The organism is Cupriavidus sp. OTU4054 (genome assembly GCF_038440175.1).
In the GTDB taxonomy this organism is placed as follows: Bacteria; Pseudomonadota; Gammaproteobacteria; order Burkholderiales; family Burkholderiaceae; genus Cupriavidus; species Cupriavidus pauculus_D.
Genome location: NZ_JASATF010000043.1, coordinates 1 through 20,807 on the forward strand (window position 1 = coordinate 1; position 20,807 = coordinate 20,807).

General features: G+C 66.6%; 21 protein-coding genes and 1 tRNA gene. 10 read left to right on the forward strand and 12 right to left on the reverse strand.

From position 1 onward, the window contains the following. Both AAHB16_RS30590 and AAHB16_RS30595 read left to right on the forward strand, forming a co-directional pair. On the forward strand, nt 1-315 hold a 315-nt coding region (locus AAHB16_RS30590), incomplete at its 5' end, for a hypothetical protein (RefSeq protein ID WP_342052750.1). Between the two features lie 93 nt (nt 316-408). After that, nucleotides 409-485 (forward strand) — tRNA-Met (locus tag AAHB16_RS30595). Between the two features lie 187 nt (nt 486-672). Here the strand turns inward: AAHB16_RS30595 and AAHB16_RS30600 are convergent. Both AAHB16_RS30600 and AAHB16_RS30605 read right to left on the reverse strand, forming a co-directional pair. Continuing rightward, entirely contained in the window at nt 673-930 is a 258-nt protein-coding gene (locus tag AAHB16_RS30600) for a hypothetical protein (RefSeq protein WP_150371064.1), read from the reverse strand. A gap of 51 nt (nt 931-981) precedes the next feature. Then, the gene (locus AAHB16_RS30605; protein WP_150371065.1) at nt 982-1,281 is read right to left on the reverse strand and encodes a hypothetical protein; all 300 of its coding nucleotides are present in this window, start codon (nt 1,279-1,281) and stop codon (nt 982-984) included. Nucleotides 1,282-1,477: 196 nt separating this feature from the next. Here AAHB16_RS30605 and AAHB16_RS30610 point away from each other — a divergent pair, with 196 nt between their 5' ends. The 3 genes from AAHB16_RS30610 (at nt 1,478) to lpxO (ending at nt 4,357) form a co-directional block, all read left to right on the forward strand. Continuing rightward, nucleotides 1,478-2,941 carry a DUF2252 domain-containing protein gene (locus AAHB16_RS30610; protein ID WP_342052751.1) on the forward strand — a complete coding sequence of 488 codons (1,464 nt, stop codon included), beginning with the start codon at nt 1,478-1,480 and terminating at the stop codon, nt 2,939-2,941. A gap of 57 nt (nt 2,942-2,998) precedes the next feature. Further along, entirely contained in the window at nt 2,999-3,328 is a 330-nt protein-coding gene (locus tag AAHB16_RS30615; RefSeq protein WP_150371066.1) for a hypothetical protein, read from the forward strand. Nucleotides 3,329-3,454: 126 nt separating this feature from the next. Continuing rightward, complete coding sequence (gene lpxO / locus AAHB16_RS30620; RefSeq protein ID WP_342052752.1) at nt 3,455-4,357, forward strand: lipid A hydroxylase LpxO; 903 nt, start codon at nt 3,455-3,457, stop codon at nt 4,355-4,357. A gap of 18 nt (nt 4,358-4,375) precedes the next feature. On the opposite strand, the gene AAHB16_RS30625 is transcribed toward lpxO, so the two are convergent. Both AAHB16_RS30625 and AAHB16_RS30630 read right to left on the reverse strand, forming a co-directional pair. After that, on the reverse strand, nt 4,376-5,881 hold the full coding sequence (locus AAHB16_RS30625; RefSeq protein WP_223851390.1) for a sensor domain-containing diguanylate cyclase: 1,506 nt from the start codon (nt 5,879-5,881) through the stop codon (nt 4,376-4,378). Between the two features lie 130 nt (nt 5,882-6,011). Beyond that, the gene (locus AAHB16_RS30630) at nt 6,012-7,457 is read right to left on the reverse strand and encodes an aminotransferase-like domain-containing protein (protein WP_342052753.1); all 1,446 of its coding nucleotides are present in this window, start codon (nt 7,455-7,457) and stop codon (nt 6,012-6,014) included. A 176-nt stretch (nt 7,458-7,633) separates the two neighbouring features. Between AAHB16_RS30630 and AAHB16_RS30635 the strand changes: the two genes are divergently transcribed. Continuing rightward, a complete protein-coding gene (locus AAHB16_RS30635; protein ID WP_150371069.1) occupies nt 7,634-8,044 on the forward strand; it encodes a hypothetical protein in 411 nt (136 codons plus the stop codon). Next, a complete protein-coding gene (locus AAHB16_RS30640) occupies nt 8,004-9,623 on the forward strand; it encodes an NAD(P)/FAD-dependent oxidoreductase (protein ID WP_150371070.1) in 1,620 nt (539 codons plus the stop codon). Before AAHB16_RS30635 ends, AAHB16_RS30640 begins: the two co-directional genes overlap by 41 nt. A 9-nt stretch (nt 9,624-9,632) precedes the next feature. Here the strand turns inward: AAHB16_RS30640 and AAHB16_RS30645 are convergent, their stop codons facing one another. After that, the gene (locus AAHB16_RS30645) at nt 9,633-10,919 is read right to left on the reverse strand and encodes a TIGR03862 family flavoprotein (RefSeq protein ID WP_342052754.1); all 1,287 of its coding nucleotides are present in this window, start codon (nt 10,917-10,919) and stop codon (nt 9,633-9,635) included. Between the two features lie 113 nt (nt 10,920-11,032). Here AAHB16_RS30645 and AAHB16_RS30650 point away from each other — a divergent pair, with 113 nt between their 5' ends. Next, on the forward strand, nt 11,033-11,605 hold the full coding sequence (locus AAHB16_RS30650; RefSeq protein WP_342052755.1) for a DUF1415 domain-containing protein: 573 nt from the start codon (nt 11,033-11,035) through the stop codon (nt 11,603-11,605). Here AAHB16_RS30650 and AAHB16_RS30655 read toward each other — a convergent pair. Continuing rightward, a complete protein-coding gene (locus AAHB16_RS30655; RefSeq protein WP_342052756.1) occupies nt 11,596-12,501 on the reverse strand; it encodes a class I SAM-dependent methyltransferase in 906 nt (301 codons plus the stop codon). The two genes, AAHB16_RS30650 and AAHB16_RS30655, sit on opposite strands and share 10 nt — an antisense overlap. Nucleotides 12,502-12,761: 260 nt before the next feature. Between AAHB16_RS30655 and AAHB16_RS30660 the strand changes: the two genes are divergently transcribed. Next, nucleotides 12,762-14,372 (forward strand): DUF342 domain-containing protein, encoded by a 1,611-nt coding sequence (locus tag AAHB16_RS30660; protein WP_342052757.1) that lies wholly within the window; start codon nt 12,762-12,764, stop codon nt 14,370-14,372. Nucleotides 14,373-14,671: 299 nt separating this feature from the next. Then, nucleotides 14,672-15,088 carry a response regulator transcription factor gene (locus tag AAHB16_RS30665; RefSeq protein ID WP_191002176.1) on the forward strand — a complete coding sequence of 139 codons (417 nt, stop codon included), beginning with the start codon at nt 14,672-14,674 and terminating at the stop codon, nt 15,086-15,088. 1 nt (nt 15,089) lies between these two features. Here the strand turns inward: AAHB16_RS30665 and AAHB16_RS30670 are convergent, their stop codons facing one another. From AAHB16_RS30670 to AAHB16_RS30695, 6 genes are all read right to left on the reverse strand, one after another. Continuing rightward, on the reverse strand, nt 15,090-15,464 hold the full coding sequence (locus AAHB16_RS30670; RefSeq protein WP_342052758.1) for a hypothetical protein: 375 nt from the start codon (nt 15,462-15,464) through the stop codon (nt 15,090-15,092). Between the two features lie 46 nt (nt 15,465-15,510). After that, nucleotides 15,511-16,200 carry a DUF1120 domain-containing protein gene (locus AAHB16_RS30675; protein ID WP_191002177.1) on the reverse strand — a complete coding sequence of 230 codons (690 nt, stop codon included), beginning with the start codon at nt 16,198-16,200 and terminating at the stop codon, nt 15,511-15,513. Between the two features lie 235 nt (nt 16,201-16,435). Beyond that, nucleotides 16,436-18,112, reverse strand: coding sequence for an L-lactate permease (locus AAHB16_RS30680; RefSeq protein WP_150371076.1), 1,677 nt, complete (start codon nt 18,110-18,112; stop codon nt 16,436-16,438). A gap of 264 nt (nt 18,113-18,376) precedes the next feature. Next, entirely contained in the window at nt 18,377-19,021 is a 645-nt protein-coding gene (locus AAHB16_RS30685; protein WP_150373715.1) for a glutathione S-transferase family protein, read from the reverse strand. Nucleotides 19,022-19,116: 95 nt separating this feature from the next. Continuing rightward, on the reverse strand, nt 19,117-20,304 hold the full coding sequence (locus tag AAHB16_RS30690; protein ID WP_342052759.1) for an aminotransferase-like domain-containing protein: 1,188 nt from the start codon (nt 20,302-20,304) through the stop codon (nt 19,117-19,119). 47 nt (nt 20,305-20,351) lie between these two features. Then, complete coding sequence (locus AAHB16_RS30695) at nt 20,352-20,807, reverse strand: RidA family protein (protein ID WP_150371078.1); 456 nt, start codon at nt 20,805-20,807, stop codon at nt 20,352-20,354.

Below are 20,807 nucleotides of genomic sequence, written 5' to 3' on the forward strand. Positions count from 1 at the left end.
GCGGATCATTTTTGTCGCGAAGGGTTGGACCTACGCTGGAATTGGACGCGGAGTTGCGCGTCGCAGTGGCAGGAGCCAACCATGAAGGAGTATGACGGATACAAGATCCTCTATGAAGTGATCGCCATGCCCAAGGGCAAGTGGGCCATCATGATCGAGGTCATTCATCGCGAGAGCGGCACGACGATCGCAGAGCGGCACAACCCATTTCCCGTGCACGCATTCGACACGAAGCTCGAAGCGCTCGGACACGTCAATCGACATATCGAGACGCTCATCGATGCGCATGGCGCACAACTGCGGCGCATCGCATGACCTGAAACGGGACGCGCGCCGCGGCAATCCCCATCGCTGTGCAAATAACGATTGCGTTAGCGATGGGTTTCAGACATAATTGCCTTCTTCAGACGCGGGGTGGAGCAGTCTGGCAGCTCGTCGGGCTCATAACCCGAAGGTCGCAGGTTCAAATCCTGCCCCCGCAACCAATCCTCTGCAGTACAGTCTCTCAGTGGTCGTCGCAGTGCAGCCCTCTCGGGTGTAGCGTGCACAGATCCCTGGGGCGCGCCAAGTCAGTTTCCTGCGACCCGTCTTCGCAAACTTCCTTTTTCGCGAACTTCCCTCTTCGCAAACTTCCCAGCAGTGATGTGATCGCCGTTGCGACGCCGTTGAGATTTACTTCGCCAGCGTCGCCGCTTTCGCGAACGTATCGCGTACGAGTGCCTGTCCTTCGCGTTCGGCCGCTTCCGCGCGTTCGTGCAGCCGCTGCGTGAGTACCTGAAGCGTGGCCGCATCGGCGCGCGATGTCGCCTCGCGCATCGTCTGCGCGAGTTCGCTGCTCACGTCGGCGCCATCGAAGGCGCTGACGGAGAGGGCGGAAATGCGTTCGAGGAAATTGTTGACCAGCGCCTCATCGTGTTTCGGTTCGGACATATTGCATGCTCCTGAATGATGAAGAGGGTGGCGCCGGCCAGAGGCAGGACGTTAGTCGCGCGGCGGCGGCAATTGTCCGGGGTAGTTCGCGGTCATGCGCCGCCGGGCGGGTTTCATCGCGCGAGCGGGCCAGAGCACGTAGTTGGTATGCGGGTCCATCGGCTTGCCGAAATAGGACACCCACACTTGGACGCCATGCTCGGTTTCCGAGACGATGGCAGCGACGGCACGCGCCGCGACGGACGGGGACTTCAACAGATCGGCCAGCGCTTCGACGCCCTGGACCACATGATGTTTCACACCCCTGAACCACACGTATTGACGCATGGCAGCAAGAAAACTTTTGGTCATGAGTTCGACTCTTCCTGTGTCTATGCGATGTTTGAGACAGCAGCTTACACAAGAAGTTGTGACGGTCTTGTAGGGGAGCGTCTGATTTTTCCCATTCGCGCACGATGCGTCACACGCAGGCTCTGTGGGCTGTCAAATTGACAATCGCGGGACCTTGCATTACGTTCGATCACATCGGGCCCATCATGGAGGCATCGTGGCGATCGTGGCAGGTTCGGACGCAAGACGGGCGCGCGGCAAGGCATTGCGGCAACATGCGCCGCGCAGTCTGCACGCCGCCATCGGCCACGTGGATCGCGACCCCATCCGGCTGCTCGAGATCAGCAGCGCCGGCCGTGTCGATCGGCTGATTCCGCTGCGCTACGGGCGCATGCTCGAATCCCCCTTTGCATTCTTCCGCGGCAGCGCGATCGTGCAGGCGCACGACCTGGCCGGCACGCCGTATTCGGGCATCGTCCAGCAGATCTGCGGCGACTGCCATGTGGCCAACTTCGGCGGCTTTGCCACGCCCGAGCGCGCGCTGCTGCTCGACGTCAACGACTTCGACGAGACCGCCGAGGGGCCATGGGAATGGGACCTGAAACGGCTGGTCGCGAGCTTCGTCGTGGCGGCCCGCCATCTGCGCCATTCGCGCGCGACCGCCGATACGCTCGTGCGGCAGGCCACGTCCAGCTACAGCGCCCGCATGGCGACGTACGCGGATATGGGCATCCTCGATACCTGGTATGACCACATCACGTTCGAGCGGCTGCTGAACGAGGCCACCGACCCCGACGCGCAGCGCGCGATCCGCCGTGGCATGGAGCGCGCGGCCGATCGCACGCATGCGGCATTGCTGCCCAAGCTCGGCGTGCAGGTCAACGGCCGCTGGCATATCCTCGACGCGCCGCCCGCGGTGTTCCACGTGCGCGGCAATCAGACCCTGTTCGCGGCGAGCGACGACTGGATGAGCGTGAAGGATGTGGAGGCGGTGCTCGACAAGTTCCACGCCGAGTACCTGACCACGCTCGCGCCCGACCGCCGTCAGTTGCTCGCGCATTTCACGCGGCACGACATGGCGTTCAAGGTGGTGGGCGTGGGCAGCGTGGGCACGCGCTGCCTCATCCAGCTGATGATCGATACCCACGGCAAGCCGCTGTTCCTGCAGGTCAAGGAGGCGGGGCAGTCGGTCGTGGCGCGGTATTTCAAGGCCCGGCGCGCGGCCGCGGGGAAGCGCGGCGCAGGGCGGTCGGTCCGGCCGGCGGCGGCACCCGTGCACGAGGGCCGGCGCGTGGTCGAAGGGCAGCGCCTGATGCAGGCCGCGAGCGATCTGTTCCTGGGCTGGGCCAAGGGGCCCTTCGGCCGGTGTTTCTATCTGCGCCAGCTGCGCGACATGAAACTGTCGCCGCAGCTCGAACTCATGGACGCCAACCTGCTGGGCCGTTACGCGTCCACCTGCGGGTGGGTGCTCGCCCGCGCGCATGGGAAGGCCGGCGGGCAGGCGGCGGAGATCAGCGGCTACCTGGGCAGCGGCGATCGCATGGCCGAGGCGCTGGTGGAGTATGCGAACGCGTACGCGGATCAGGTCGAGCGCGACTATGCGCGCTTTGTGGAAGCGTGCCGCAAGGGCGATCTGCCCGCGCGCACCGACGAGGACATGGCCGCCGAGTTTAGGGTCTAGCAGGGTGTAGCAGGGATTAGCAGGGTTTGATCACAGAGGGACGACAGGAGCTTGCCGATGACCGAGGAAATGCTGCTGCAACTGATGGCCGAAGTCGAGAAGGAGGACCCGATCGACTATGCGGACCTGCCATTCGACGACGCCGGATTGCGCGAGATCGCCTGCCGCCTGATCGCGGCCCGCTCGCAGGAAATCGAGGCGTCCGGCATGTCCGTGGACGCGCTGCTGGCCACGCTGTGGGCATCCACCGCCAAGCTCGTGCTGGAGAACATCGTGCTCAACGCGCGCCTGCTGACGTTGCAGGGGGCCCCCGAGGACGCGCGTGCGCTGATCGACCGGATTGCCCGCCAGTCGCGCGACACACCGCCCGGATCGGAAGATTCTTGATCGGAATCAAAGGTGCCGGCTCGTGCACACAGTGCGGCGCCGTCATCATTTCGCTAAAATACCGATCTTTCGCCGGGGACGCCTTGTCAGGCCGCGTCTCGCGGTGCCTGACTGGAGGATTCTCGGGTGATCAAGTGGCTAATCGTCGCCGTCTATGCCGGCGCTATTCTGTACGTGCATTTGCGCGGCAAGGTGAGGCTGCCGTTCATGCGTCAGTTGCTGGACCACTCCGCCCTGGTCGCGCCGGTCAACTGCTTCATGTACATGTTCTCGGGCGTCCCGACCACGCCGTATATCCCGACCGAGCGTTTTCCCGATCTCGAGAAGCTGCGCGCCGCCTGGCCGCAGATTCGCGACGAGGGGCTGGCGCTGATCGCGATGCGCAAGATCAAGGCCGCGGACAAGAACGACGACGCCGGCTTCAACTCGTTCTTCAAGTACGGCTGGAAGCGCTTCTACCTCAAGTGGTACGAAGCGCAGCATCCGTCCGCGGAAACGCTGTGCCCCAAGACCGTGGCGCTGCTGCGCGAACTGCCGACCGTGAAGGCGGCGATGTTCGCGGAGCTGCCGCCTGGCGGCAAGCTCAACCCGCACCGCGACCCGTTCGCGGGCTCGCTGCGTTACCACCTGGGGCTGTCCACGCCGAACGACGACCGCTGCTTCATCGAAGTCGATGGCGAGCGCCATAGCTGGCGCGACGGGCATGGCGTGGTGTTCGACGAGACCTATCTGCACTGGGCCGAGAACAAGAGCGAGACCGACCGGCTGATCCTGTTCTGCGATATCGAGCGCCCGATGCGCTATCGCTGGGCCGCGGCGTTCAACCACTGGATGGGCCGCAAGGTCATGACGGCCGCCAGTTCGCCGAACGACGAGGCCGACCAGACCGGCGCGATCAACAAGCTGTTCCGCTTCGTGTGGCTCGGCGGCCAGTATCGCCGCCGCTTCAAGGCGTGGAACCGGCCCCTCTATTACGTGACCAAGTTCGGCCTGATCATCGGCGGCGTCGCACTGATCGTCTTCGTCTGATCGCTTCTCCGCCAGACTTCACTCGTCGCCGGACTGGCGGCGTTCGTTGCCCATCTTGGCGTAGTGCGCGCGCTTGGCCTCGTACATGCGCGCGTCGGCGATCTTGCAGGTGTCCGTCAGGCGCTCGCCCTGCGCGCAGGTCGCGGCGCCGATCGAGAACGACAGCCGCACGCCCGGGTAGAAGCTGTTGTTCAGTTCCACGACCTGTTCGATCTGCTCGACGACCGTCGAGGCGCCGCGCTCGTCGCGGCCGGGCAGCAGCACCATGAATTCGTCGCCGCCCGTCCGGGCCACGCACGCCTGTTCCCCCACCGCCTTCTTCAGGACCTCGCCCGTACGGCGCAGCAGCGCATCGCCGTCGCTGTGGCCGAACTGGTCGTTCACGACCTTGAGCCCGTTGAGGTCCACCGCGATGACGCTGACCGGCCACGGTCCCTTGCGGCCGAGGCGCGCGAGTTCGTCCTCGTAGTACGCGCGGTTGAACAGCTTGGTCAGCACGTCGTGCTTGCCGAGGAATTCGACGTAGGCCTCGGCCTTCTTGCGCGCGGTGATATCGGTCAGCGATACGAGTACCTGGTCCCAGTCCGCCTCGCGGCCCGGAAACACCGACCATTGCATGAACACGTCGACGGCGCGGCCATCGAGCGCGTAGTTGATGACCTCGCGCTGCTGCCACAGCTTCTCGTGCCACAGGTCGACGAGCTGCTCCGCGAAGTGGATGCGCATGTCGTCGCGGAACACGTCGCCGAGCCGGGAGAGCAGGATGTCCTTGGTCGGCGCGCTGAACATCGACAGTGTCTGCTGGTTGACGTCGAGCACGCGGATTTCCTGCATGCAGCGCGTGACGAAGTCCGGATGCACGTTCAGGAATGTGCGGAAGTCGGTGATGCCCGCCGCGCGCACTTCGTCGAGCAGCATCTTCACCGCGCTGAAGTCTTCCACCCACAGCGAGACCGGCGAATGTTCGAACAGCCCCACCGCATACTGCTGGCTCCGGCGCAGGTCGCGTTCCGTGCGGACGCGCGCGGTAATATCCTCGACCGACAGCAGCACGCGCGACCAGTCCGATTCGTGCCCGGGCATGACGCTGGCTTCGAGCCGGATGTCGAGCCGCTCGCCGTCGAGCGTGTAGTTCACGGTCTGGCTCGAGAAATGATTGCCGCCGTCCCAGAGCTGGCCCAGTTCCTCGACATGCTGGTCGAACATGTCGTCACGGAACACCGCATCGAGGTTGGCCACGAGATCGCCAAAGTCCGCCGCGCGGAAGAGGGTGAGCGTGCGGCGGTTGACCGAGACGACACGGATGAGCGCGGAGCAGCGCGCCACTTCCGCGGGGTTCGCGCGCAGGTAGGCGCGCAGATCGGTCACCCCTTCGGCGCGCAACTGCTCGAAGGCCTCGCGCACGGCGCTGAAATCCTCGAGCCAGAGCGATACCGGCGCCAGCTGGAACAGCGTCTCGTAGTCGTTATCGATCGTGGCGTTGATGGTGTCTTCGAGCGGCGTGGCAGCGCGTTCGCTATGCAAATCTCTTCTCCCGGAATCCGCTGGGGCGGCCTGTCTGTACTAGCGCATTAGGATAGGCGAGCGCGCCCGGATTGGGGGAGAAAACTTGCAGGTCGATGCCTGCTTCCAACACTTCGCGGCCGGAATCCGCTCAGCGCGCGCCCTGCAGGACGATGGTGGCGAGCGTATCGAGCGCGCGTTCGATCTCGTCCGACCGCGGCGCCCCGCAATTGACGCGCAGATAGCGGTCGTAGCGCGTGGAATTGGAGAACATCGCTCCCGGCAGCACGCGAATGCCCTGCTGCAGCGCGCGGTCAGCGATGCGCGAGCCCGACAGGTCTTCCGGCAGCGCGATCCACAGGTGCATGCCGCCGCGCGGCAGCGTCAGCCGCGTGCCTTCGGGGAACGTGCGCGCGATCCTGCCGGCCACCCATTCCCGCTGCGCGCGCAATTGCACGCGCAGGCGGCGCAGATGGCGTTCGAGGCCGCCGTCGTGCATGAAGTCCGCGGCAATGATCTGCGGCAGCGCCGCGTTGGGCCGGGTGATGCCGATCTTGAGCATCTCCACGCGCGCCTGCCACTTGCCCGCGGCCATCCAGCCCAGCCGCAGGCCCGGCGCGAGGACCTTGTTGAGCGACGCGCAATAGATCACGTTGCCGGTCGTATCCCACGCCTTGGCGGCCGCGAGCGGCACGTCGTCATCGACGGTGCCCGAGAAGCAGTCGTCCTCGATCAGCGCGAGGCCGCGCCCTTCGCACCAGGCGACCAGCCGCGCCTTGTTCGCGTCCGGCATGATGCAGCCGAGCGGATTCTGCAGGTTCGGCACCACCACCACGGCCTTGATGTCCGCATGCGTTTGCGCCGCGAGTTCGAGCGCCTCCAGCGAGATGCCGGTCTGCGGGCTGCAGGGTACCTCCACCGCGCGCAGGCCGAGGCTTTCCAGCGTCTGCAGCAGGCCGTAGTACGTGGGCGACTCCACCGCGACGGCATCGCCGGGCGACGTGACCGCGCGCAGGGCAAGGTGCAGCGCCTCGGTGCAGCCGTAGGTGATGGCGATATCCTCGGGCGCCACGCGAATGCGCGCGCGCATCGCATGACGGGCCACGGCCACGCGGAAGGGCGCGTGGCCATCGGCCTGCACGACATGGCCGTACAGGTCGGGATGGCGGCGCAGCGCGCGCGTGGCGGCCGTGCGCAGCGCGTCGTTCGGATATAGCGCGGGCGCGCAGAACGCGCCGCCGAAATCGACGCGGATCTCGTGGCGCTGCCAGCTGGCCATGATCGACGAGATGCGCGCATGGATGCCCGCGAACTGCCCCGCGAGCTGATCGGCATCGGGCAGCGAGAGGTCGGGCTCCGCCAGCGGCCGCAATGCGGGACGCATGGGCGCGCAGACGAAATAGCCCGAGCGCGGCCGGGCCTCCAGCAGCCCCGCGGCTTCGAGCTCGCGGCATGCCTGCAGCGCCGTGGAGAGGCTCACGTCGTGCAGGCCCATCAGCGTGCGCACGGACGGCATGCGGTCGCCGGGCGCGAGCGTGCCGGCGTGAATGGCCTGGCGGTAGCGGGTGGCGAGTTGCTGATAGAGCGGGGCGGTCATGCTGGCGATGATCGGTGAACGCGGGCGACAGGAACAGATACAGACGCGGGGGCTCTGTATCGTAACAGAGCAGATTTTTCTTATCTGTTCCGATTCAGGGCGCCAATCCTTGTGTCTGTCTCGGCCGGTGGCGGGCCGATACGCTGGAGTCCATGCCATCCCCACCGGAGCACGCCATGGACAGGCCACCGCGACTGACAACCCAACATATCGATCTCGCACCGGGTCAGGTGCTGCGTACGCATCTTCCGCGCGGCGCGGTGCTGCATGTGGCCTTGGGCCGCGTGACGCTGACGGGCGCGCCCGAATGGCTGGCGGAAACCGTGGTGCGGCCCTTCATGACCCTGGGCGGGGGCGCGACCGAGGTGGCCGGGCACGGCGGCTGGGTCACGATCGCCGCGGCCGGTCCGGCTTCGCTGCGATTGATTCTGCCGGCGCCGCATCGATGGTGGCACTGGCTGATAAAATCGCGGCCTGGCCGTTCTGGACTCCTGCCGGGTAACACCTGGCCACCAGACACACAGGCCGACGTTTCATCAGGTCCCCATGCTACGACTCAGCGAAGTAAAACTCCCGCTCGACCATGACGAGGGTGCGATCGAGGCCGCCGTGCGCGCGGCTCTTGCGCAGATCGGCGTCAAGAATGACGGTCTTGTCGGGTTCACGGTCTTCCGGCGCGCGCACGATGCGCGCAAGCGTTCCGACATCAAGCTCACCTACATCATCGATATCGAGGTGAAGGACGAGGCGGCGGCCATCCGCCGCATGGCGGGCAAGCCGAACTGGAGCATCACGCCGGACATGACCTACCGCTTCGTGGCGCAGGCGCCCGCGGGCGGGCCGGAGAAGCGTCCCGTGGTGATCGGGCTCGGGCCGTGCGGCCTGCTGGCCGGGCTGATTCTCGCGCAGATGGGGTTCCGTCCCATCATCCTCGAACGCGGCAAGGAAGTGCGCGAGCGCACGAAGGACACGTTCGGGCTGTGGCGCAAGAGCGTGCTGAATCCGGAGTCGAACGTGCAGTTCGGCGAAGGCGGCGCGGGCACGTTCTCCGACGGCAAGCTGTACAGCCAGATCAAGGATCCGAAGCATTACGGCCGCAAGGTGCTCGAGGAGTTCGTGCGCGCGGGCGCGCCGGACGACATCCTCTTCAAGGCACGGCCCCATATCGGCACGTTCCGCCTCGTGAGCATGGTCGAGAAGATGCGCGCGGAGATGCTGTCGCTGGGCGCGGAGATCCGCTTCGAGACGCGCGTCGATGATTTCGACATCGACAAGGGACAACTGCGCGGCCTCAAGCTGTCGACCGGCGACTATCTGCCGTGCGAGCACGTGGTACTCGCGGTGGGCCATAGCGCGCGCGACACGTTCGAGGTGCTGCACGAACGCGGCGTGTTCATGGAGGCCAAGCCGTTCTCGCTGGGCTTCCGCATCGAGCATCCGCAGGGCATGATCAACCGCAGCCGCTTCGGCAAGTTCGCGGGCAACAAGCTGCTTGGCGCGGCCGACTACAAGGTCGTGCATCACTGCAGCAATGGCCGCGCGGTCTACAGCTTCTGCATGTGCCCGGGCGGCACCGTGGTGGCCGCGGCATCGGAGCCTGGGCGCCTCGTGACCAACGGCATGAGCCAGTATTACCGTGCCGAGCGCAACGCCAACGCGGGCATCGTGGTGGGCATCACGCCCGAGCGCGATTACCCGGGCGGCCCGCTCGCGGGTATCGCGTTCCAGCGCAAGTGGGAAGAGCGCGCATTCGAGCTCGGCGGCAGCGACTATCGCGCGCCGGGGCAGCTCGTGGGCGACTTCCTCGCGCGGCGTCCCTCGACATCGCTCGGTTCGGTGGAGCCGTCGTACAAGCCCGGCGTGACGCCGACCGACCTCAGCACGGCGCTGCCGGACTACGTGATCGACGCGATTCGCGAAGCGTTGCCCGAGATCGACAAGAAGGTGGCCGGCTTTGCGATGCACGACGCGGTGCTGACCGGCGTGGAGACGCGCACATCGTCGCCGCTGCGCATCGAGCGCGACGACAGCTACCAGAGCGTCAACGTCAAGGGCCTGTATCCGGCCGGCGAAGGCGCCGGGTATGCGGGCGGCATCTATTCCGCGGCGATCGATGGCATCGAGGTCGCGGAAGCGGTGGCGCTGGCCATCACCCACGGCGCATAAGCGCGGCCGCTATCGCTTCAGATAGTCGGCGGCACCCATGCCCGCCACGCGCCCGCTGCCGAAGCACGCGGTCAGCAGATAGCCGCCGGTCGGCGCTTCCCAGTCGAGCATTTCCCCCGCGCAGAACACGCCCGGCAGGGCGTTCAGCATCAGGCGATCGTCCATCGCCTCGAAGCGGACGCCGCCGGCCGAGCTGATGACCTCGTCGATCGGCCGCGCGCGCTCGAGCCGCAGCGGCAGCGCCTTGATCGCGGCCGCCAGCGCGACGGGATCGTGCATGGCCTCTTTCGACAGCACTTCGCGCAGCAGGCCGGCCTTGACGCCGGCAATGCCGAGGCGGCTCTGCAGATGGCTGGAAACCGAACGCGAGCCGCGCGGCCGGCCGATCTCGCGCGCCACGTCTTCCGCGGCGCGGCCCGGTGCGAGGTCCAGCGTGATCGTGGCATGGCCGTCGGCCTCGATGCGATCGCGGATCGGCGCGGACAGCGCGTACACGAGGCTGCCCTCGATGCCGGACTCGCTGATCACGAACTCGCCGAGACGATGCCAGGGGGTGCCGTCGCTGGCGGTCACCGACATCGCCACGGACTTCACCGGTTCGCCCGCGTTGCGCGCGCGAAAGACATCGCTCCACGCAATCTCGAAGCCGCAGTTCGCGGGGCGCAGCGGGGCGATATCGACGCCGCGCGCGGCGAGCATCGGTATCCACGCGCCATCCGAACCCAGTCGCGCCCAGCTGCCACCACCGAGCGCGAGCACCACGGCGCGCGCATGGACGGTCGCCTCGCCATCCTTTGTGGCAAAGCGCAGCGCGTGCCTGCCATCGGCCAGTCCGTCGCGGGCGGAATCGAATCCGAGCCATCGGTGCCGCATGTGAAAGCGCACGCCGCGCTCGCGCAGCCGGTGCAGCCACGCGCGCAGCAGCGGCGCGGCCTTCATGTCGGCGGGAAACACGCGGCCCGAACTGCCGACGAACGTGTCGATGCCGAGCGCATGCACCCAGTCGCGCAACGCCTGTGCGCCAAAGGCTTCGAGCCACGGCGCGATGTCCGGCGCGCGGCTGCCGTAGCGGCCCAGGAATGCATCGGCCGCTTCCGCGTGCGTGAGGTTCATGCCGCCCTTGCCGGCCATCAGGAACTTGCGGCCCACCGAGGGCATGGCGTCGTACACGTCCACACGCTGCCCGTTTGCTGCAAGCATCTCGGCGGCCATGAGGCCGGCCGGACCGCCGCCGATCACGATGGCATCGCGGCGATCGTCGTCGGCATGGGGGGCGTGGGGAGCGGCAGCGGACATGTGGGAGGAGGGTGGCGTGAGCGGTGGGGATGCGCGGCGGGTGGGGCGGGCCGATTATAAGCGTTGGTCCGCATTGTCGGCAGTAGAATGGCGTTTTGCCGCGCCGTGCCACCATGTTCCCAGAATCTTCCACGCCCACCGACGAACGCGTCGTCGCCGACACGCGCCACTGGCTCTCGCGTGCCGTGATCGGCCTGAACCTGTGCCCGTTCGCCAAGAGCGTGTACGTGAAGGAGCAGGTGCGCTACGTCGTGAGCCGCGCCACGGAAGAGGGCGCCCTGATCGACGACCTCGAGCGCGAACTGCGCTGGCTTGCGGAGGCCGATCCGGCGCAGACCGACACGACGCTGCTGATCCTGCCCGATGTGCTGCAGGACTTCCTCGCCTACAACGACTTTCTCTATCTGGCCGACAGTGTGCTGCAGAGCCTGCGGCTCGATGGCGTGCTGCAGATCGCCAGCTTCCATCCGCGTTACCAGTTCGAGGGTACCGGCCCCGACGATATCGAGAACTTCACGAACCGTTCCCCGTGGCCGATCCTGCATCTGCTGCGCGAGGACAGCATCGAGCGCGCTGTCGACGCGTTTCCCGATGCGGCCGATATCTACGAACGCAACGAGGCCACGATGCGGAAACTCGGCCCCGAAGGCTGGCGCCAATGGATGGACGGCGACGCTCAGGCCTGAGCCGTCGTAAAGAAGCGCTCGCGCATCTCCTGCAGGCCGAGCGTGGCCAGCACGTCGTCTAGCCGCTCGGCCGGGCGGCGGCGCGGCAGGTCCTTGAACTGCGCGACGATCAGTTCGTTCTTCATCGAGTGTTCCCAGCCCACGAGTTCGGTCACGCTGACCTGATATCCGTGCGCTTCCAGCTGCAGGCAGCGCAGCACGTTGGTCACCTGGCTGCCGAACTCGCGCGTGTGGATCGGATGCCGCCAGATTTCCGTCAGCGGATTGCCGGCCAGCTGCACGCCCTTGTTCTTGCGCAGCACCGCGGCCACCTCGGCCTGGCAGCACGGCACCAGCACGATATGGCGCGCCTGCTTGGCGAGCGCGAAGCGGATGGCATCGTCGGTGGCCGTGTTGCACGCATGGAGGGCCGTGACCACGTCGATGGTCTCCGGCAGCGCGGGCGAGGTGATGGAGTCCGCGACGGACAGGTTCAGGAACGACATGCCCCCGAAGCCGAGCCGGTCGGCCAGTTCGCGCGATGTGGCGACCAGTTCCTCGCGTGTCTCGATGCCGAAGATATGGGAATCGTCCTCGAGCGCCTTGAAGAACAGGTCGTAGAGGATAAAGCCCAGGTACGACTTGCCCGCGCCATGATCGACGAGCGAGACGCGGCCCTTCGCTGCCTTCACGTCCGCCAGCAGCGGCTCGATGAACTGGAACAGGTGATAGACCTGCTTGAGCTTGCGGCGGCTGTCCTGATTCATCTTGCCGTCGCGCGTGAGGATGTGCAGCGCCTTCAGCAGCTCGATGGACTGGCCGGGACGGATATCGTTGGGATCCGACGGCGCCGTGGCGGGCGTGGCGGACTTTCCGGACTTGCCGGATCTGGCGGGCTTGGGGGAGTTGGCTGGCATGGCGAGGCGGGAATACAAGGCGACAGTTTACCGAAGTCCCGCCGCGCAGGCGCTGCCCGGCAAAAATATGAAGTAATAGGCGCTTTCGTGGCTTTTATGTGATTCCCCACTTTTGTGGGCTCAAGTTCACCCAGAACCGTCCGTCAACCAAAGATCGACGACAACTATTAGCAGGACGACCAAGGTGGACCCCGAGCGGAGGGGTCGTGGGCCGACAGGCCGCACCGGCGTCCGGCATGGCCAGAAAGAAGCGGGGACACATGATTGCCGACGGGGGTTTGCGTCTGGAGTTGAGTCAGCCTGGGGAGCAGGTTCGTGCCTGCTTCGCGCCGGTGGCGGATCGCATGCCGCCGGACCGCACCGCGCTGCAGGAAAGCCTCGTGGCGCAGGGCTGGCAGGACGCGCGGCTCGATGCCGACGCGGTCAACGCGTTTCTCGCGCAGTGCCAGCTGGCCGAGCACGAGATCGACGCGGTCATCGGCACGCTGCTCGACGGCGAATTCGAACTCGAGGTGTCCGAGGACAAGCTCGTGCTGCGGCTGACGCTCGTGCCGCCCGAGGGCGGCAAGCCGATCGAGCTCGAGGATATCCGCGCGGCCATCGCGGGACTGCAGGTCACCGCGCCGCTCGACCTGCCAGCCATCACGTCCGCGCTTGCCGCCGGCAGCTGCGAGAACGTGGACATCGCGCGCGGCACCGCGCCGGTCCCAGGCACGCCGGCCCGCTTTACGAGCATGGTGCAGCCGCGCAAGCCGGTCATGTCGGAAGGGGAGGACGGCCGCTTCGATCTGCGCGATCTCGGCAGCCTGCTGCTCGTCAATCCCGGCACCGCGCTGATGCGCCGCACGCCGGCCGTGCCCGGCCGCGAGGGCGTCGATCTCTTCGGCAAGCCGATTCCCGCCGAAGCCGTGGAAGACGTGCCGTTCGACGACGATCTGACGGGCGTCGCGGCCGACCCCAACGATGCCAATCTGCTGCTCGCCGTGATCGCGGGCTCGCCCAAGGTCATGCCGCGCGGCGTGACCGTGAGCCCCGTCGTGGACGTGGAGGCGGTGGACCTGCATTCGGGCAACGTGACGTTCGACGGCTCGCTGCGCGTGTCCGGCGACATCCGCACGGGCATGTCCGTGAAGGTGACGGGCGACGTCGTGGTCAATGGCACGATCGAGGCCGCGCACGTGGAAGCGGGTGGCGACGTGATCGTCAAGGGCGGCATCATCGGCAAGGCCGAGAGCGCGCATGGCGACAGCGACGAGATCGCGAGCGTGCGCAGCCGGGGCGCCGTGCATGCGCGCTATATCCAGAACGCGATCGTCGAGGCCGTGACCGAGGTGATCGTGGAGTCCGGCATCCGCCAGAGCGATGTCTCGGCGGGCGAGCGCGTGGTGGTCGGCACGCCCACGGGCCAGGGCAGCATCAGCGGCGGCCGCACGCGCGCGATGGCCACCGTCAGCGTGGCCACGCTGGGCGCGCCGGCCGGTACCGCGACCGCGGTGCAGGTGGGCCTCAACCCGTTCGCGGACCAGCAGCGCGCCGAACTCGAGGCGCAACGGCGCAAGGTGCTCGAGGATCAGGCCAAGCTCCAGCAACTGGTGGCGTTCTTCGCCAAGCATCCCGAGCGGGCCACGGGCGAGGTCCGCGAGAAGGCGCGCGCGACCATGCACAAGATCAACCGCGACCTGTTCGAACTCGAGGCCGAGATCGCGCGCATGACCGAGCAGATGAAGCCGGCCGCGGACGCGGTGATCGTGGCGGGCAGGCGTATCCATGGCGGCGTCACGCTGCAGGTGGGCCACAAGGTGCTCAAGGTCATGGAGGACAAGCCCGGCGGCCAGGTGCGCGTGCTCGACGACCGGATCCAGGTGAACTGACAGCCTACGTTACGGGTGTCGTGACACGTTACGTCAGGCGTAACGTAACGCGCCCCTGGGCGCGCGGGGTGTCCCGAGCGCCGGCTCCGCGCGCGGCCACGTGCCGCGTCGCCCGGCGCGCCGCGCGTCCGGGTGCGAAAGCCAGTCGTTACAAGGGATTGCCGGTCGCGGCGCGCGCTGGAACGCGCGAAGCGCAAGAGCCGAACGCGGGTCGGAATGGGTGACGAATTCTGGCAATGTGGCTGGCACGGGGTTTGCGGTATGTCTCCCGACAGAAAACAACTACGGGGAGAGGAAACATGTCGACGATGGTCATCGAATCGCATCCGCTCGTGCGCCTTGGCATGCAACGCATGCTCGAACGCATGCCGGGTGTGGGCGCCGTGCGCAGCCTGGAGCCCAGCGCCGTGATGGGCCTGCGGGAGAGCCCCGAGGAAGCGCTGGTCCTCTTCGGCATGTCCGAGGATGCGACCGACAACTGGTATCTGCTGCGACGCCTGCATCAGGCGATGCCGAATGCGCGCATCCTGCTGCTGTCGGACAACATGTGGCTGCGCGTGCCGTCGTCGCTGCAGACCTGCGGCGTGGTGGAACACCTGCCGAAGTCCGCGTCCATCGAGCGCATGGAAGCCGCTATCCGCAACATCCTGGAAGACGACTACATGCCGCTGCCGATGCCGGGCCGCCACGCATGGGAGGCCGTGCAGCACCAGTGAATTACTGACGCCACACCACGTGCGCGACGGCGGCGCAGGTCGCCATCGCGCCCGTCCACTTTCTCTCCGTCACGGTCCGGATCTGCTGTGCCTCGGGCATGGCGATCAGCCGCTGACGCCGCTCCGCCAGATTGTTCGCGATGTTCGTCGCGACGGTCCGGCACTGCGTCTCCGCGGTGCTACGCCGCAACACGAAATCCGGGTAGCGGTAATTCATCGTCAGCATGAAGCCATCCGCGACATACTCCACCGTGTATTCGGTGGACATGTCGTACGTCGACATCTGACGTGTGGAGGCCGGCGGCGGGGGTGTCGTCGTGCTGCACGCCGTGGCCAGCGCGCATGTCGTTGCGGCCAGCGCCAATCTGATCTTCACTGCGGGGCTCCCGGTTGTCTGCCATCAGCCCGCGATGGTAGCGCGATTACAGATAACTGAGCGAGATCGTGGCCAGGCCGTCGATCTGCACTTCCTGATCGAGCGGCGGCAGATCGCCGGTCTTGCCCAGTGCGAGCGTGACCTTGATCGGTTGCGTGATGACCTTGTACGCGGCTGGGGGACTGGAGCTCGACGGCGCCCATGCGTGCAGCCGCACGCCCGGTTGCGCGGGCCCCAGCAGCGAGCTGATCCATTGCTTGCCGCCATCCTGCGAATAGACGGCCGTCACGCTGGCGCCATCGGCCGTGGCCTGCACGCCGGCATTGGAGCCGAGCATCAGCGAATAGGCGCCGATGGTCTTGCCGCCGATCGCGCCGACCCCGAACGTGTACCCCGGCGTGGAAATCAGCGCGGTGCCCGCGGCCTCGTTGACGGTGCCGGCGCGGTTGTCGGTGGTGGTGATGCCGACCTTCGTGGCCGTGTTGCAGGTGATGGTCAGCGTCACGATCTGCGCGGGCAGCACCGTGGCCGCGGTCGCGCTCAATGCGCGCGCGGAGATGGTGCCGAAATCCGCGATGGCACCGCCGGACAGGGCGGTACTGCAGGCAGCGGGACGGATGACGCCGGTTACGGTGAGGTCGGCGGAACCGGCTGCGTGCGCGCCGATGGGGGCGAGGCAAGACACCGCGGCGGCGATGACAGCCGCGGCGCGCGCGATCCGGCGAGGGCCGCGCAAGTCGGGATGGGGAACGTTGGAATGGTGAAAGACGGGATGGATTAAGCGCGTGTGCATGATGGTGCGGGGGCGGAATGGCGAAGACCTATGCATTCTCGTTGCCGTCGCGGCCTCGATGAATCGCTGTTTCTTTAAAACGAACGCAAAGTGACGCGCAAACAAAAATGCCGCCCGGCGCAGACCGAGGCGGCATCGAAGGTGTCCTGCCCGCTGACGCGAGCAGGGAAGTGCAAATTCAATGAACGACCATGTGCGTGAACGGCGGCACATAGGCCTGGAGCGTTACGAAAAGTCCGACCAGAATCGCGAGCGCGATCGAGTGGAAGAACACGTAGCGAAGGATGTCGCCCTCGTGGCCGTACCACTTCGTCGCGGTGGAGGCCACGACGATCGACTGCGCGTCGATCATCTTGCCCATCACGCCGCCCGAGCTGTTGGCCGAGGCCATCAGGATCGGCGACAGGCCCAGCTGCTCCGCGGTGGTCTTCTGCAGGCCGCCGAACAGCACGTTGGAGGCCGTGTCGGAACCGGTCAGCGCCACGCCGAGCCAGCCCAGCATCGTGCCGAACAGCGGGTACAGCACGCCCGTCTGCGCGAACGCGAGGCCGAGCGTCGCGTCCAGGCCCGAATAACGGGTCAGGTAGCCGATGCCGAACATCGCGCAGATCGTCAGCAGCGAGTAACGCGTGAGTTTGATCGTCTCCCAGTACTCCTTGATCAGGCGCGGCACCGAGTAGCCCATCAGCAGGCCGCCGACGATGGCCGATACCAGGATGCCGGTACCGGCCATCGACAGCACGTTGAACGTGAAGACCGCGCCTTCGGCGGTTTCCTTCGGCACCACGGGCGGCCCCTTGAGGACCATCTTGTCGAGGCCCGGAATCGGAAATTTCCACTGCCACAGGCCGTCCATCAGCTTCTTGAACTCCGGGATCCCCCACATAAATACGAAAACGGTGAGGATGACCCACGGCATCCATGCCTTGACCACCGAGATGCCCGCCGACGCAGCGGTCGCCCTGGCATCGGCCTCGATCGCTTCCGCGTGATCGACCTTCGAGTCGTCATCGCGGCCGAGAATCTTGGTCGAGGTCCAGATTTCCTTCGGCTGCCAGATCTTCAGGAAGCCTGCCAGGCAGCCCATCGAGATCAGGGCCGAAATCACGTCCACGAGCCACGGGCCATGGAAGTTCGACACGAGGAACTGCGGAATCGCGAAGCTGACGCCGGCCACGAGAATCGCGGGCCAGATCGCGAGCATGCCGCGGAAGCCCGCGAACGCCCAGATCAGCCAGAACGGCACGAGCACCGAGAAGAACGGCAGCTGGCGGCCGATCATCGCGGACAGCGCGGTCTGCTCCAGGCCCGTGACCGCGGACAGGCCGATGATCGGCGCACCGAGCGCACCGAAGGCCACGGGCGCGGTATTGGCGATGAGCGCCAGGCCCGATGCCGCGAGCGGCGAGAAGCCGAGGCCGATCAGGATCGCACCGGTCACCGCCACCGGCGTGCCGAAGCCCGCCGCGCCTTCGAAGAACGCGCCGAAGCTGAAGGCCACGAGCAGCAGCTGGAGCCGGCGATCCTCGGTGATGCCCGAGATCGAGTTCTGCAACACCTTGAATGAGCCGTTCAGGGTGGTGAGCCGGTGCAGGAAGATGATGTTGAGCACGATCCAGCCGATCGGGAACAGGCCCGATACGATGCCGAGACCGGCCGCCTTGCTGGCCATCTCCGCCGGCATGCCGAACACGAACGACGCCACGATGACACCGACCACCAGCGCCAGGCCGGCGGCGAAGTGGGCCTGCAGATGGAAAAATGCGAGCGCCGCGAGCAGCACGGCGACAGGGACACCCGCGGCAATGGTCGACAGCGCCATATTGCCTAGCGGGTCATAGACTTGACTCCACACGATGACTCCTCCTCTGGTGTTGGCGGCCGCCTTGCCTCTTTGTGCCTGGACGACCGTTTTGCCACGTGCGGCGACCGCCGCTTGTATGGCAAATGTCGGATTTTAAGGAGCGGTCTATCGCGAACGGCCCAAATTCCGGTCACGGACTCCGTGAATCGGATTCAGGGATCAGGGTTTGCTCGGGGGAGCGAGGGCATCGCGACGCACGTTCCTGGGACCCAACGGGAGGGTACACCTCAAACGCGCGTTCGATTTCTAGGGAAATTACTGGAGGGGGAGGACGAGGATGCCGGTTGCGGCCGGGCGGGCGCGCATGGCGGCAAGCCAGCGCTCGAGATGCGGTCGCGCGGCGTGGGGCGCGGGTGTGCCGAACCAGCGATGGGCGGCGCAGGCGAGCGAGATGTCGGCCATGGTGAAGCGGTCGCCGCCGATGAATTCCTTGCCTTCGAGCGCGGCGTCAAGCATGGCCGCGAGCGGCTCGGTACGGGCGCACGAGGCCGCGATCACGGCGTCGTCGCGGGCGTCGGCCGGCGCACGCACGAGGTTCAGGAAGGCCGGCCCCATGGCGGGGCTGAAAGCGGTCGTCTGCCAGTCCATCCACCGGTCCGCGGACGCGCGCGCCTTGACGTCGGCGGGCCACAGCGTGCCCTCGCCATAGCGCGCGCACAGATAGCGCACGATCGCGTTCGACTCCCACAGCACGAACGGTTCGCCACCGACGTCCGTGCCGCGGAAATCCTCGATCACGGGAATCAGGCGGTTCGGGTTGAGCCGCACATAGGCTTCGGTGTCCAGCTCCCCGCGCACGTGGCCGATATCGATGCGTTCGTGGTCGAGGTGCAGCTCGCGCGCGCACCAGACCACCTTCTGCACGTTGATCGACGAGAGCCGGCCCCAGATGCGGAGCATGCCCTGGCCCTGTCCGTCGTCTGCACCGAAGTCTGGCTGTGCCATCGCGCGGGTTCCCGTGTTCGCTATGTGAGGTCGATCGGTCGATCGTTCGATCAGGCCGCGCGGGCCTGCGGCGCGGCCTGCGCGATCGCTTCGCGGAACAGCTCGCCAAGGATCGTCACGCCCTGCTCGATGCGTTCCGGCGGTACCGTCACGAACGCGAGGCGCAGCGTGTTCTTGCGCGGCGCGCCCGCATAGAACGGCGCGCCCGGCACGTAGGCCACGTTGCGGCGCACGGCTTCCTCGAGGATCTTCATGCTGTCCAGGCCTTCGGGCAGCTCAACCCAGATGAACATGCCGCCTTCGGGGCGGTTCCACGTCACGCCCGCGGGCATATGGCGCGTCAGCGCGTCGAGCATGCACTCGCACTGCTTGCCGTACAGGTCGCGGATGGTCGGGATATGGCGCTCGAGCAGGCCGTCGCGCACGCTCTCGTACGCGAGGCGCTGCGTGAAGCTGGGCGTGTGCAGGTCCGAGGCCTGCTTGGCCTGGCATAGCTTGAAATGCAGCTCGGGCGGGGCGATCACGAAGCCGAGGCGCAGGCCGGGGGCCAGGATCTTCGAGAACGAGCCCATGTAGATCACGCCGTCCGGGTTCATCGACAGCAGCGTCGGCAGCTGGTCGCCGGTGTAGCTCAGTTCGCCGTACGGATCGTCTTCCACGATCAGCAGGTCCAGTTCCTTCGCGCGCGCGATCAGCGCCTGGCGGCGCTCGAGCGGCAGGCGGCGGCCGGTCGGGTTCTGGAAGTTCGGCAGCGCGTACAGGAAGCGCGCGCCGTTGGTCAGTTCACGCGTCAGCGCCTCGGGCAGCAGGCCGCGTTCGTCGGTCGGCACCGACACGAATTCGGGTTCGAACAGCGAGAAGGCCTGCAGCGCGCCGAGGTAGCTCGGCGTCTCGACCAGCACGGGGCTGCCCGGGTCGATCATGACCTTCGCGATCAGGTCGAGCGCCTGCTGCGAGCCGGTCGTGATCAGCACGCGCTCCACCCCCACGTTGTAGCGCTTCGCCACGAACTCGCGCAGCGGCAGATACCCCTCCGTGGAGGCGTACTGCAACGCGGCCTGCGGGTTGTCGGCGAATACACGGGCTACCGCGGCTTCCATTGCCGCTACCGGGAACGATGCCGGAGAGGGCAGGCCGCCGGCGAAGGAAATGACTTCCGGACGCTCGGTGACCTTCAGGATTTCGCGGATGGCCGAGCTGGTCAGTTGCTGTGCCCGGCGGGAGATAGCCCATTTCATGATGTGTCTCTACTGGTCGTGGGGGTGAATCGTGTGGGGGTGCTAGGTTACTTCACTTCGACGATCATTTCGATCTCGACGCAGGCGCCGAGCGGAATCTGCGCCACGCCGAACGCGCTACGCGCATGCTTGCCCTTGTCGCCGAACACCTCCACGAGGAATTCCGAGCAGCCGTTGGTCACCAGATGCTGTTCGGTGTACTCGAGCGTCGAGTTGACGAGGCTCATGACCTTGACGATGCGCGTGACGCGGTTCAGGTCGCCCACATGGGCGTGCAGCGTGGCGAGCAGGTCGATGGCGATCGCGCGCGCGGCGGCCTTGCCGGTTTCGGTATCGACGTCCTTGCCGAGCTTGCCGACCCAGGGCTTGCCATCCTTCTTCGCGATATGGCCCGACAGGAAGACCGTGTTGCCGGTCTGCGCGGCCATCACGTAGGCGGCGGCCGGTGCGCCCGCGGTGGGCAGTTCCACGCCGAGGCGCGAGAGGGTGTCATAGACGGACAT